At 45.3% G+C, this 13,403-nt stretch carries 10 protein-coding genes; 9 read left to right on the top strand and 1 reads right to left on the bottom strand.

The window, feature by feature from the left end:
* Positions 1–97: 97 nt before the first annotated feature.
* The 7 genes from lepA to acpS all read left to right on the top strand — a co-directional run bounded on the left by lepA (position 98) and on the right by acpS (position 6,594).
* On the top strand, positions 98–1,891 hold the full coding sequence (gene lepA, locus DUN60_RS11885; protein ID WP_017084320.1) for a translation elongation factor 4: 1,794 nt from the start codon (positions 98–100) through the stop codon (positions 1,889–1,891).
* A gap of 97 nt (positions 1,892–1,988) precedes the next feature.
* On the top strand, positions 1,989–2,885 hold the full coding sequence (gene lepB, locus DUN60_RS11880; RefSeq protein ID WP_114634013.1) for a signal peptidase I: 897 nt from the start codon (positions 1,989–1,991) through the stop codon (positions 2,883–2,885).
* A 26-nt stretch (positions 2,886–2,911) separates the two neighbouring features.
* Positions 2,912–3,589 (top strand): ribonuclease III, encoded by a 678-nt coding sequence (rnc, locus tag DUN60_RS11875; RefSeq protein ID WP_004735383.1) that lies wholly within the window; start codon positions 2,912–2,914, stop codon positions 3,587–3,589.
* Positions 3,582–4,553, top strand: a complete 972-nt coding sequence (era, locus tag DUN60_RS11870) for a GTPase Era (RefSeq protein ID WP_004735384.1) — start codon at positions 3,582–3,584, stop codon at positions 4,551–4,553. Before rnc ends, era begins: the two co-directional genes overlap by 8 nt.
* A gap of 102 nt (positions 4,554–4,655) precedes the next feature.
* Entirely contained in the window at positions 4,656–5,384 is a 729-nt protein-coding gene (recO, locus tag DUN60_RS11865) for a DNA repair protein RecO (protein WP_012604785.1), read from the top strand.
* On the top strand, positions 5,381–6,118 hold the full coding sequence (gene pdxJ / locus DUN60_RS11860; protein WP_009847651.1) for a pyridoxine 5'-phosphate synthase: 738 nt from the start codon (positions 5,381–5,383) through the stop codon (positions 6,116–6,118). The genes recO and pdxJ overlap by 4 nt, the downstream gene beginning before the upstream one ends.
* Positions 6,119–6,213: 95 nt before the next feature.
* A complete protein-coding gene (gene acpS, locus DUN60_RS11855) occupies positions 6,214–6,594 on the top strand; it encodes a holo-ACP synthase (RefSeq protein WP_017077798.1) in 381 nt (126 codons plus the stop codon).
* A gap of 125 nt (positions 6,595–6,719) precedes the next feature.
* On the opposite strand, the gene barA is transcribed toward acpS, so the two are convergent.
* Positions 6,720–9,533 carry a two-component sensor histidine kinase BarA gene (barA, locus tag DUN60_RS11850; protein ID WP_065205671.1) on the bottom strand — a complete coding sequence of 938 codons (2,814 nt, stop codon included), beginning with the start codon at positions 9,531–9,533 and terminating at the stop codon, positions 6,720–6,722.
* A gap of 165 nt (positions 9,534–9,698) precedes the next feature.
* On the opposite strand from barA, the gene rlmD reads away from it, so the two are divergent.
* Positions 9,699–11,018, top strand: a complete 1,320-nt coding sequence (gene rlmD, locus DUN60_RS11840) for a 23S rRNA (uracil(1939)-C(5))-methyltransferase RlmD (RefSeq protein WP_114634012.1) — start codon at positions 9,699–9,701, stop codon at positions 11,016–11,018.
* A gap of 136 nt (positions 11,019–11,154) precedes the next feature.
* Positions 11,155–13,380: a GTP diphosphokinase gene (relA, locus tag DUN60_RS11835; RefSeq protein WP_004735390.1), complete on the top strand. Its 2,226-nt coding sequence runs from the start codon at positions 11,155–11,157 to the stop codon at positions 13,378–13,380.
* The last annotated feature ends 23 nt before the right edge of the window (positions 13,381–13,403 follow it).

The raw sequence follows: 13,403 nt of genomic DNA, 5'->3' as shown, positions 1-13,403 counted from the left end.
AACTTGATTGAAATGCCGCCACCAATGCTGACTGTAGATTGGACGCGTCGCGGCTTTCTTATTATCCCTATTCAAAGAGTTTAGTCACACCAAGCCTATGAAGCACATTCGTAATTTTTCGATTATCGCCCACATCGACCACGGTAAGTCGACCCTTTCTGACCGCTTAATCCAAGTTTGTGGAGGGTTAAGTGAACGTGAGATGGCAGCTCAAGTCCTCGATTCTATGGATATAGAACGCGAGCGTGGTATTACAATTAAAGCGCAGAGTGTGACTTTAGATTACAAAGCGAAAGATGGTGAAACTTACCAACTTAACTTTATCGACACTCCAGGACACGTAGATTTCTCTTACGAAGTATCTCGTTCTCTAGCCGCTTGTGAAGGCGCGCTATTGGTTGTGGATGCTGGTCAAGGTGTTGAAGCACAAACTCTAGCAAACTGTTACACCGCGATCGAAATGGAACTGGAAGTAGTGCCAATCTTGAACAAGATTGACTTACCTGCTGCTGAACCTGAGCGTGTTGCTGAAGAAATCGAAGAGATCGTTGGTATCGATGCGATGGAAGCGACTCGCTGTTCTGCAAAAACCGGTATCGGTGTTGATGACGTTCTTGAAAACATCGTAACAGCTATCCCACCACCGGAAGGTGATCCAGACGCGCCACTACAAGCGTTGATCATTGACTCTTGGTTCGATAACTACTTAGGCGTTGTTTCTTTGGTTCGTATCAAGAACGGTAAGCTGAAGAAGAACGACAAGATTAAAGTAATGTCGACAGACCAAGTTTGGGGTGTTGACCGTTTAGGTATCTTCACACCTAAGCAAATCGACACAACAGAGCTAAATACTGGCGAAGTTGGTTGGGTTGTTTGTGGTATTAAAGACATCCTTGGCGCACCTGTTGGTGATACGTTGACGCTTGCAAAAGGCGGCAGCACAGAACGTCTACCTGGTTTCCAAAAAGTGAAGCCTCAGGTATATGCAGGTCTATTCCCAGTATCGTCTGATGACTACGAAAACTTCCGTGACGCACTAGGCAAATTAAGCCTGAACGATGCATCACTGTTCTACGAACCAGAAAGTTCAGCAGCACTTGGCTTTGGTTTCCGTTGTGGCTTCTTAGGAATGCTTCACATGGAGATCATTCAAGAGCGTTTAGAGCGTGAATACGACCTAGACCTAATCACAACGGCACCAACCGTAGTGTACGAAGTTGTAAAAACGGATGGCAGCATTCTTTACGTTGATAGCCCGGCTAAACTGCCTGCAACTAATGATGTAGAAGAGATTCGTGAGCCTATCGCTCGTTGTAATATCCTTGTACCGTCAGACTACCTAGGTAACGTAATTACCTTATGTGTAGAAAAACGTGGTGTTCAAGTTGATATGGTTTATCACGGTAAGCAAGTTGCTGTGACGTACGACCTGCCAATGGCAGAAGTGGTTTTAGACTTCTTCGACCGTTTGAAATCAACATCTCGTGGCTATGCGTCACTGGATTACAACTTCCAACGTTTTGAAATGTCGAACATGGTTCGTGTAGACGTATTGCTTAATGGCGAAACAGTTGACGCACTGGCTATCATTACGCACAAAGACATTGCACAGTCTCGTGGTCGTCTATTGGTTGAGAAGATGAAAGAATTCATCCCTCGTCAAATGTTCGATATCGCGATTCAAGCAGCGATTGGTAACCACATCATTGCTCGTTCTACAGTGAAACAACTGCGTAAGAACGTAATCGCAAAATGTTACGGTGGTGATATCAGTCGTAAGAAGAAACTTCTTAAGAAACAAAAAGAAGGTAAGAAGCGTATGAAGCAGATCGGTAACGTTGAACTGCCTCAAGAAGCATTCTTAGCGATTCTTCATGTTGGTAAAGACTAACTTTATCCAGCATTAAACGAATAATTGAAAGTGGAAGAGTAGCTCGCTATTCTTTCACTTTCGTTATTTTTAAAGAAATGAAATTTAAGGGATATCAATGGCTAATACATTTTCGCTTATTTTAGTGATCGTAACTCTAGTGACCGGCATTGTATGGGCGTTGGAAAAGTTTGTGTGGGCGAAGAAACGCCAGCAAAAGCTTGCTGACGTTGAAGCACAATCGAATGGCCTAGACGCTGAAACCAGCGCAAAAGTTACGGCTCAGCCTTGGTGGGTTGAGAACAGTGTGTCCATTTTCCCTGTAATTGCATTTGTTTTGGTTTTGCGTTCATTTATTTATGAACCGTTTCAAATTCCATCTGGCTCGATGATGCCAACACTATTGGTTGGTGATTTCATCTTGGTAGAAAAGTACGCTTATGGTCTAAAAGACCCGGTATGGCGCACTCAATTGGTAGAAACAGGCAAACCAGAACGTGGTGATTCAATCGTATTTAAGTACCCACCTCAGCCTAATATCGACTACATCAAGCGTGTTGTAGGTATGCCAGGCGACACCATTCGCTACAGCTCTCGTAAAGAGATCTGTATTCAGGCGAAGGGTACAAGTAGCTGTGACCCAGTGAAACTAAGTAATGTTGAAGAAAGCCAATTTATTCAAGATGGTGTGCCTCTGATTCAGCTGAATGAACAGCTTGGAGACGTAGAACATCAGATTTTAGTTAACCCATTACGCCGTGATCGTGTGCAAGCGTATCAGCCTCGCAATGGTGTTAACGAATGGGTCGTTCCAGAAGGCCAGTACTTTGTGATGGGTGATAACCGTGACAACAGTGCTGACAGCCGTTACTGGGGCTTTGTCCCTGAAGCAAACCTTGTTGGTAAGGCCGTTGCTATTTGGATCAGCTTCGAATTCGAACGCGGTTCAGACAGCGTACTTCCAACATGGATTCCTACTGGTGTGCGTTTTAATCGCATCGGTGGGATTCACTAATCGATCACATAACACATCGAGAGAGCATGAATTCTCCAATTGATAAACTAGAGAGAAAGATTGGCTATCAGTTTAATGATGCCGATCTTATCCATTTGGCACTGACTCACCGCAGTGCCGCAGGTAAACATAACGAACGTCTTGAGTTTCTGGGCGATTCAATTTTAAGTTTTGTTATCGCTGATGATCTTTACCACCGTTTCCCTAAGGTAAACGAAGGTGATATGAGCCGCATGCGCGCAACATTAGTACGTGGTCATACATTGGCAGAACTAGGTCGTGAATTCGAACTAGGAGATTACTTAAAATTAGGTCCAGGTGAGTTGAAGAGTGGCGGTTTCCGTCGTGATTCTATTCTAGCGGATGCGGTTGAAGCGATCATCGGCGCTGTCTATTTAGATAGTGATACCGAGGTTGTTCGCCGTATTATTTTAAGCTGGTACCAATCTCGCCTAGAGTCTATTCAGCCTGGTGTATCTCAAAAAGATCCAAAAACTCGCTTACAAGAGTTTTTACAAGGTCGAAGAAATCCCCTACCTGTCTACACAGTGACTAATATTAAAGGTGAAGCACACAACCAAGAGTTTACGGTTGAGTGTGAAGTGGCAGGTGTGGATAAACCTGTTATCGGTAAAGGCACTAGCCGCCGCAAGGCAGAACAAGCGGCTGCTGAAACAGCATTAGAGCAACTAAGTAATGTCTGATAACAATCAAGATTTCGATATCGATGCATTCTTTTCATCTGATAGCAAAAAAACGGGCCTACCGGAAAACCAACACTGTGGCTTCATCGCTATCGTGGGTCGACCAAACGTAGGTAAATCGACGCTTCTGAACCATATTCTGGGCCAGAAAATCTCGATCACATCACGTAAACCTCAGACGACACGCCACCGTATTATGGGCGTAGAAACTGAAGGTGATTACCAAGCGATCTACGTTGATACTCCTGGACTTCATATTGAAGAAAAGCGTGCAATCAACCGTTTGATGAACCGTGCGGCGAACAGCTCACTGAGCGATGTGAACCTAGTATTCTTCCTTGTTGACGGTACTCACTGGACTGACGACGATGAAATGGTACTGAACAAACTGAGAAAAACAGATTTCCCAGTTGTCCTTTGTATTAACAAAGTAGACAACGTTCAAGATCGTACCGACGTGATGCAACATATGATGGAAGTGTCTAAGAAGATGGACTTCCTTGATGTTGTGCCAATCTCGGCGAAGCAAGGTAAGAATATCGATGTACTGCGTAAGCACGTTCGTAACTCTTTACCAAAAGCGACGCACCACTTCCCTGAAGAGTACGTAACGGATCGCTCACAGCGCTTTATGGCTTCTGAAATCATCCGTGAAAAACTGATGCGATTCACAGGCGAAGAGCTACCTTACTCAGTAACGGTTGAAATCGAGCGTTTCGATTACAACCCTGATAACGATGGTTTCCACATCAATGCTTTGATTCTTGTTGAACGTACTGGTCAGAAGAAGATGGTGATTGGTAAAGCGGGCGAGAAGATCAAAACGATTGGTCGTGAAGCGCGTATCGACATGGAAGAATTGTTCGGTCGTAAGGTTTACCTAGAGACTTGGGTTAAAGTTAAGTCTGGTTGGGCTGACGATGAGCGTGCACTTCGCTCGTTAGGCTACATCGACGATCTATAATATATTGAACGTCACTTTCTGATATTAAGAAAGTTGAACTGAATATAATTTCAAGAGAGAGTGCGAACTCTCTCTTTTTGTATCTGTAAGAAGGGTAAGTGATTGAGCGAAGGGTTACAGCGATGCTTTGTGTTGCACCGTCGACCATATAGTGAGTCGAGCCTAATTCTGGACGTCTTCAGTGAAGAGTACGGTCGGGTGACGTTGATGTCTAAAGGAGCAAGGAGTAAGCGTTCTAATTTGAAAGGTGCATTGCAACCTTTTACGCCTCTGCTGCTTAAGTGGTCTGGCAATGGTTCAATGAAAACGTTACGCCAAGCCGAACCCATCAGCTTGGGGCTTCCTCTTGCCGGTATTAATCTGTATTCCGCTATGTATGTCAATGAACTAGTTGGCCGTGTGTTGATGGCCGAAGTAGCCATGCCCGCATTTTTTCACGACTATCTTCATGCTTTAACAGAACTCGCTCATAATGAGAACCCTGAGCCAGCGCTACGTCGTTTTGAATTGGCTCTACTTTCCGCTATGGGGTATGGCGTCGACTTTTTGCATTGTGCTGGTACTGGTGAAGCGATCGATCCAAGTATGACTTATCGCTATCGAGAGCAGAAAGGTTTCATCGCTTCTGTACGTCGAGATAACCTGACATTTATGGGCGATGAACTTATCGCAATCAGTGAACGTAGGTTTATCACTAAAGAGCAGTTAAAAGCAGCAAAACGCTTTACACGCATAGCCTTAAAGCCGTATCTTGGCGGCAAACCATTAAAAAGTAGGGAGCTATTTATGCCCACAATAGCCCTCTCTAGAGCACGGAGTATTGGAAAATGAGCTCAATCCTTTTAGGCGTTAATATCGACCATATTGCTACACTACGTAATGCACGTGGTACTAAATACCCAGATCCAGTACACGCAGCTGAAATTGCTGAACGTGCGGGTGCTGACGGCATTACCATTCACCTGCGCGAAGATCGCCGTCATATTGTTGATCGCGATGTACGTATTCTTGCTGAGACAATCCAGACTCGCATGAACTTAGAGATGGCAGTGACGGACGAGATGGTTCAAATTGCACTCGATACTAATCCTGAGTTCGTTTGTCTGGTACCAGAAAAGCGTGAAGAGCTGACGACGGAAGGCGGCTTGGACGTGGTTGGTCAACTTGAAAAAATCAAAGCAGCGACGGAAAAACTGTCGGCAGCGGGTATCAAAGTATCTCTGTTTATCGATGCAGATCGTGAGCAAATTGATGCAGCAAAAGCGTGTGGCGCACCGTTCATTGAGCTTCATACTGGTCATTACGCTGATGCGAAAACAGAAGAAGATCAGCAAGATGAGCTTAAAAAGATTGCTGCAGGCGCAAGCTACGCAGACGATCTTGGTATCACAGTGAATGCGGGCCATGGTCTGACTTATCACAACGTAGCGCCAATTGCGGCACTTCCTGAGATTTACGAGTTGAACATTGGTCACTCGATCATGGGACGCGCAGTATTTGATGGTTTGAATAAAGCCGTTGCAGACATGAAAGCCGTGATGGAAACAGCACGCAACAACGCTTAGTTCTTTAACTCGTCATTAGTTTAGTAGTAAGCGTTAAGCGGTTAATCAGTAGAATCGATAAAGTTAATAGATAGAAGTTTGGTAGTAGGGTAAACATGGCTGTTGTTGGATTAGGTACAGATATCGCAGAAATCGAACGTGTTGAAAAGGCGCTGTCACGAAGTGGCGACGCTTTTGCTCAGCGTATTTTGACCGACTCTGAGTTTGAAGTATTTCAGCAACTGAAGCAAAAAGGACGTTACCTTGCAAAACGCTTTGCTGCAAAAGAAGCGGCATCTAAGGCGTTGGGCACGGGTATCGCGCTGGGTGTGACCTTTCACGATTTCGAGATTTCAAACGATGAGCATGGCAAGCCAGTTCTAAGCCTACATAAAAAGGCGCGTGAAATCGCAGAAGCGAGTGGTACAAAGTCGATTCATCTGACTATCTCAGATGAGCGCCATTATGCGGTGGCGACGGTACTACTCGAGTCGTAAATAGATTACCGTTACTCTATATCTAGTGCCCTAGGTTCTAGACAGAAAAAAGCAGAGCTCATGAGCTCTGCTTTTTTATTGGCTGGTAAACCGTTTAACGAATATTTGTGAGTAAGAAATGTTCGCTAGGTCTTAGCTGGTTTCAAATAATGAATCGCGGTTGCTTGAACCTTATCTAATTCATCCTGAAGTTCAAAAAGTTCAGGTTCAATGTCTTCAACGGAAGTGCCGGAACGCAGCTCTTTCTCTATCGTCGCACACACCGACTTCAGCCTTGGTACACCGCTGTATGAGCTGCTGCCATGCATCTTGTGGATGATGTGTGTCAGTGCTTCAACGGGGTAGTCACTGTCTTCGATCGCTTTCTCTGCGGCCTCATAAACCTCAGGAATAAAGTCGACTAGCATTTGCAGCATATCGCGTGCGAGGTCTTCTTTGTTGGCGGCTTGCTTCATAGCTGCTTGCCAATCAATGATGATATTCTTATGCACGTTAGCCTCAGAATCTGAAACTGAGCTATTGTCTACTTCCGCAGAGACTGCTGGGTGGGCTGGGTCTATTTTTTCAATGTGCTCAACCTCAGAGGTAGGGCTCCAATGAATCAGAACCTGCTGTAACACGTGCTCTTCAATCGGTTTGGTTAGGTAGTCATCCATGCCGGCTTCAAGCAGACGGTCACGTTCGCCAACCATCGCGTGTGCTGTGACGGCAATGACGGGGGTATTCGCATTATTCGCTAGCTCTTTTATATTCTTACAGGCCGTCACACCATCCATTTGAGGCATTTGGATATCCATGAAAATGATATCAAATGGGGTCTCCTTCGCCTTGTCTATGGCCTTCTGTCCGCTGGTGCAACTGATGACAGTCTCTACACGCTCTTTTAGTAGCGCGGTGATCAATTTAAGGTTTGCTGGGTTGTCGTCGACCGCCAATACAGTGAGCGGTAGCTTCTCTTCTGAGTGTGTTTCAATCGCGGGTGCAATCAAGGTTGGCGCCTGATTTGATACCAGAGTTTGCAGTAACTTCTTGCGAGAAAGAGGTTTAGTGATGCATTGAACATCGACCTCTTTCATTAGTTGCTCACCCAACGCTAGCTCAGTACTCGGCGTACCAATAATTACGTTCTGAGCGATTTTCTTCGCACCAATAGCCCAACCACTCACGGTATCAAATTGATACTCTTGGTTTGCAGCTAGGTTCAACAGTACGTAGTCATACGAGGTGCTCTCGTCTGGCATAACCGAACGATACGTTACCACTAAGCCTTCTTGAGTTAAGATTTGCTGAGTAATCGACGCCGCTTGCATGTTTGGCTCGATAAGCAGCAGCTGCTTGTCTTGCAGACACTGAGTCTCAATCAGCTCAGTCATCGGCATATCAGTCGTTGATAGTCTCAAAGTAAACCAGAAGGTTGAACCTTGGTGTAGGCGACTGGTAAGACTGATCTCTCCACCCATTTGGCTGACCAGTTTTTGGGTGATAACTAGGCCTAGCCCCGTACCGCCATAACGACGAGAGATGCTTGCGTCGGCTTGGCTGAAGGCTTGGAATAGCTGAGCTTGTTGACGCTCAGAGATACCAATACCTGTATCGCGAACCATGAATTGCAACTCGATGCTGTCTTCGCTTTGTGAACGAAGTTCAACACTGATATCAATGTTGCCACGTTCAGTAAACTTGATTGAGTTACCAACGAGGTTGGTTAGGATCTGCTGAATACGCAGTGGGTCACCAACAACGCCTGGTGGCACTTTCGGGTCTATCTTAAGAGTTAACTCTAGGCCTTTCTCATGGGCGTTGGTCGCTTGAAGGTTCACAACCTCTTCAAGGCTGGCTTGGAACTCGAATGGGATGTTCTCGAGTGCTAATTTACCGGCTTCCAGTTTCGAGAAATCAAGAATGTCGTTGATGATGCTGAGTAGGTTATTTGCTGAACGTTCAATGGTTTGCAAGTAATCTGTTTGACTGGTCGATAGATGGGTTTTAAGCATTTGACGAGTAAAGCCAATCACACCGTTAAGCGGTGTTCTCAATTCGTGAGACATGTTAGCCAAGAACTCAGATTTAACACGTGCCGCTTCTTGAGCGCGTTTTTTCGCAATGTCTAACTCAACGTTTTGAATCTCTAATTGTTCTAGGGTTTCACGCAGATCAGACGTAGCTTGGTCGATACTGTGCTGCATCTCGACGTGATATTCTGATAGCGATACCGCCATCGCGTTGATACCGTTTTTCAGTGAGTCTAGCTCACCGTGCATTTTGCCTTCGATACGCACATCGAGATGACCACGACGAATTCGGTCGACCATGTTTTTCATATGTGTGATCGGTTGGGTTACGTCATGCATCAAGCGAAAAGCAAATACACCAGAAAGTCCCAGCCCCAGAATCAACACCAAGAAGGCAGAGAACACTTCTTGATACTGCTGCAATCGAAGTGACGACAAGTCTAACTCAATCGCAATATAGCCGATCGCTTGGTTGGCTTGAGACTGCCCATTGGCTGAGTTGATGTATTGACCTTCAGCGATGATGGGTGTCCGAAGAATTAGCGTATTATCGAGCAGGTTCGATGAGCTTAAATGCGGGATGGGTTTATCTTTCGGATAGGTCAGGCTTTCAAAATCAGGGTGGAAGTTTGAGGTTACAAACAACTCATGACGTTCATCAAACACCGCGATACTGCGCACCAGCTTAGAGTTTTTTCGATGCGCATAGCTAATAAGCTGACGAACAGACTCTCGACTCTCGAGCTTCATGCCTGACTCACTCGCAATCGCCAGTGGTTCAATGATGCTAGTACCAGTATTAACCACTTGGCCCTCAAGGTCTTGATAGCGGTTAAATGAGAAAAATGCACTCAATAGCAACCCAATAATCAAGGTTGGAGCTAGAGTTAAGGTAATTACACGGGCTCTTAAGCCATATCTGGTCATGTTCTTTAATTACATCGAGGTCTGGATATGGGAAAATAACGCACACAATGGCGGTTAAGTGAACGGTAAGCTTAATCAAAGCCGTGACGTTCGACAATGATTCCAAGACATAATAGTGAGTCCTGGATACCAATTACTTATTAAAAGATACATTAGGCACAAGCAATGGCACGTTTTTTCCAACCAAAAAAGAAAACTCAACTCGAGACCAAGCATCAATCGGTTTTGGTTGAACGAATGGATCACAATGGCGCTGGCATCGCTTATCAGAAGAATAAACCTGTTTTCATTGATGGCGCATTGCCCGGTGAGCAGGTGGTTATTCAACTTACTGAGAGCAAAAGTAAGTTTTCGCGAGCAAAACTCATCAAATTACTTAAACCGAGTGAGCTACGTTTAAAGCCATTCTGTAAGCACTTTAATCAGTGTGGTGGCTGTCACCTTCAACATCTTGGTTACGCTTCTCAGGTTGAGCATAAATCGCAATCTTTGACGCACCTGATGAGTCAATACCAAACGGCTAACACCGAAGTTGTTGAGCCGATTGTGGGTGATGAAACCGGTTATCGACGTCGCGCGCGTATCAGCCTGTTTGTTGATAAGAAGACACAGCAGCTTCAGTTCGGTTTCCGTAAGAAACAAAGTAAGCAGATTGAAAACATCACCGATTGTGCCGTGCTGGATCCTCGCCTTAATGTATTGCTGCCAAAATTGAAAAGTTTACTCAATACTTTCAGCAACCTTACGTCTTTAGGACACGTTGAATTGGTGTTGGGCGATACTGGCCCGGTGATGGTGCTGCGTCACCTTAAGCCTTTGGTTGAGAAAGATGAGCAAGCATTGATTGCACTCGCTAAAGCGGAAGGTGCCACGTTGTATACTATGCCTGAAACGGACAAGCTCGTTCGTTTAGTCGGTGATGCGCCAGCTTATAGCGAAACAGGCGTGACTTTACCTTTTGAGCCAAACCACTTTATCCAAGTTAACCAGAAAGTGAACCAGAAAATGGTTGCTCAAGCAATTGAGTGGCTAGAGCCTCAAGCCGATGAGCGAGTGCTCGACCTGTTTTGTGGCTTAGGGAACTTCAGTTTGCCTATTGCACAACAATCTGCGTTTGTAGTGGGTGTTGAAGGTGTTGATGAAATGGTTCAACAGGCCACATCTAACGCAACTTTAAATCAATTGAGTAATACAGAATTCTATCAAGCGAATCTTGAAGAAGAGCTATCTTCACAGCCTTGGGCAAAAGAAAGATTTGATAAAATCTTACTTGATCCAGCACGTGCTGGAGCGAGTGGGATCGTTGATCAAATTTCAGGGTTAGGAGCGAAGCGTGTGGTTTATGTTTCGTGTAATCCTGCTACTCTAGCTAGAGATTCAGAGAGCTTAGAAAAGCAAGGCTATCAATTAGCCAAGCTGGGTATGTTGGACATGTTCCCACACACCAGTCATCTAGAATCGATGGCTCTCTTTATCAAGGCTTAGAGGCCCTTAAACAAGGCTTAAAAATGAATCACAAAGGTGCAGGGAAGCCTGCGCTGATATCAATATGAGTCGAACTAACTTGGAATCAGTTAGTCATATTGAATTGGGTATAAAACATAATAACTAGGAAGGCATGATGGTTGCGGTACGAAGCGCACATTTAAACCCAAGCGAACAGTTTGAGCTAGATAATTGGATTGCGTCACTGAATCAAGACGCAAAAACCTCGAATAAACTGACCAAAGTTTATCGTCACTGTGAAGAGCTATTAAAAGATCATGAGCAAGGCGAACTCTTGCTTTGGCGTGGGCGCGAGATGATTGAAATCTTGGTCACCTTGTCTATGGATCGCGCAACTTTAGTGGCAGCGCAACTTTTCCCTGTCGTATCAAGCGGTGTTTTTGAGCGTGAAGCGTTTGAAGAAAGTTACGGAAAGGAAACCGTAAAGCTGATTGATGGCGTGGAAGAAATGGCGGCTTTGGGCCAGCTAAACGTCACCCTTGAAGGCAGTGCTGCCTCGGGTCAAGTCGATAATGTTCGACGAATGCTGCTTGCGATGGTGGATGACTTCCGCTGCGTCGTCATCAAACTAGCAGAGCGAATTTGTAACCTAATAGAAGTAAAAAAGGCCCCTGATGCTGTGCGCCGTGCGGCAGCAAAAGAGTGTGCCAACATTTATGCACCTCTAGCAAACCGTTTAGGTATTGGTCAGCTAAAGTGGGAAATTGAAGATTACGCTTTCCGCTACCAACAACCAGATATCTATAAGCAGATTGCTAAACAGCTGTCTGAGCGCCGTATCGTGCGCGAACAATACATCACTGACTTTGTTGACGATTTAACGTCAGAAATGAACCGCTCAAGCATCAATGCTGAAGTCAGCGGTCGACCAAAACACATCTACAGTATTTGGCGTAAAATGCAGAAAAAAGGCTTAGAGTTTGATGAGCTTTTTGACGTGCGTGCGGTGCGTATTATCGCAGACCAACTGCAAGACTGTTATGCCGGTTTAGGTGTGGTTCACACCAAATATAAACACCTCCCAAGTGAATTTGATGACTATGTGGCGAACCCTAAACCTAACGGTTATCAATCGATTCATACCGTAGTTCTTGGCCCTGAAGGCAAGACCATTGAAATTCAGATCCGTACCAAGCAGATGCATGAAGACTCTGAATTGGGCGTTGCTGCGCACTGGAAGTACAAAGAAGGTGCTTCAAGCGGCGTACGCAGTGGCTACGATGAGAAAATCACCTGGCTTCGTAAGCTTATCGACTGGCAAGAAGAGATGTCGGATTCTGGTGAAATGCTGGATGAAGTGCGTAGCCAAGTCTTTGATGACCGTGTTTATGCCTTTACACCTCGTGGTGATGTGGTCGATTTACCAATGGGTGCAACACCGTTGGATTTTGCTTACCACATCCATTCGATGGTTGGGCACCGTTGTATCGGTGCCAAAGTCGCAGGTCGAATCGTCCCGTTTACTCATAAGTTGGCGATGGGCGATCAAGTTGAGATCATCACTCAAAAAGAACCTAATCCATCACGTGATTGGTTAAACCCGACCACAGGCTTTGTTCATTCAAGTCGAGCTCGTGCAAAAATTAACGCTTGGTTCCGCGCTCAGAGTCGTGAGAAAAACCTTGAAGCTGGACGAGATATTCTAGAAGTCGAGCTAGGCAGAGTCGGAGCGACGCTGAAAGATGCCGAGCAATACGCGCTGAAACGATTCAACGTCAATACTCCAGATGAACTGTATGCGGGTATTGGTAGCGGCGATATGCGTATCAACCAAGTCGTTAATCACATCAATGCTTTGGTCAACAAGCCGACAGCGGAAGAAGAAGATAAAAAAGCGCTCGAAAAGTTGCTTGAGTCTGACAATAAGCCCGCTCATCAGAGTCGTCCGAAAAAGGATGCCGTCGTCGTTGAAGGTGTCGATAACCTAATGACCCACTTGGCTCGTTGTTGCCAGCCAATCCCAGGCGATGTGATCAAAGGTTACATAACTCAAGGTCGCGGTATTTCAGTGCACCGTAGCGATTGCGAACAGTTAAGTGAACTTAACCTACATGCACCCGAACGTATCATCGATACTGTGTGGGGCGATGGTTTTGTCGGCTCGTATATCTTAACGCTGCGTGTCGAGGCCCTAGAGCGCACAGGCTTGTTGAAAGATATAACATCACTGTTCTTGAACGAAAAAGTCAGTGTGACGACAATGAAGAGCCGTATTGACTATAAACGTCAACTGTCGGTGATGGATTTTGATTTGGAAGTGACCAATATTGAGATTCTGAGTCGAGTGACCAGTCGAGTAGAGCAGATCAAAGATGTCATGAGCGTAAAACGCCTAGGCTAACTTTCACGTTGCATTAGTCACTT

It is taken from the genome of Vibrio splendidus, assembly GCF_003345295.1.
GTDB lineage: Bacteria > Pseudomonadota > Gammaproteobacteria > Enterobacterales > Vibrionaceae > Vibrio > Vibrio splendidus_K.
Note: the sequence above shows the minus strand (reverse complement) of the source record. Positions and strands in the feature narration are given on the sequence as shown.

What these genes read in the sequence shown, in the direction of transcription:
- lepA (WP_017084320.1), top strand. Translation starts at nt 98, where the DNA reads ATGAAGCACATTCGTAATTTTTCGATTATCGCCCACATCGACCACGGT.
- lepB (WP_114634013.1), top strand. Translation starts at nt 1,989, where the DNA reads ATGGCTAATACATTTTCGCTTATTTTAGTGATCGTAACTCTAGTGACC.
- rnc (WP_004735383.1), top strand. Translation starts at nt 2,912, where the DNA reads ATGAATTCTCCAATTGATAAACTAGAGAGAAAGATTGGCTATCAGTTT.
- era (WP_004735384.1), top strand. Translation starts at nt 3,582, where the DNA reads ATGTCTGATAACAATCAAGATTTCGATATCGATGCATTCTTTTCATCT.
- pdxJ (WP_009847651.1), top strand. Translation starts at nt 5,381, where the DNA reads ATGAGCTCAATCCTTTTAGGCGTTAATATCGACCATATTGCTACACTA.
- acpS (WP_017077798.1), top strand. Translation starts at nt 6,214, where the DNA reads ATGGCTGTTGTTGGATTAGGTACAGATATCGCAGAAATCGAACGTGTT.
- barA (WP_065205671.1), bottom strand. Translation starts at nt 9,533, where the DNA reads ATGACCAGATATGGCTTAAGAGCCCGTGTAATTACCTTAACTCTAGCT.
- rlmD (WP_114634012.1), top strand. Translation starts at nt 9,699, where the DNA reads ATGGCACGTTTTTTCCAACCAAAAAAGAAAACTCAACTCGAGACCAAG.
- relA (WP_004735390.1), top strand. Translation starts at nt 11,155, where the DNA reads ATGGTTGCGGTACGAAGCGCACATTTAAACCCAAGCGAACAGTTTGAG.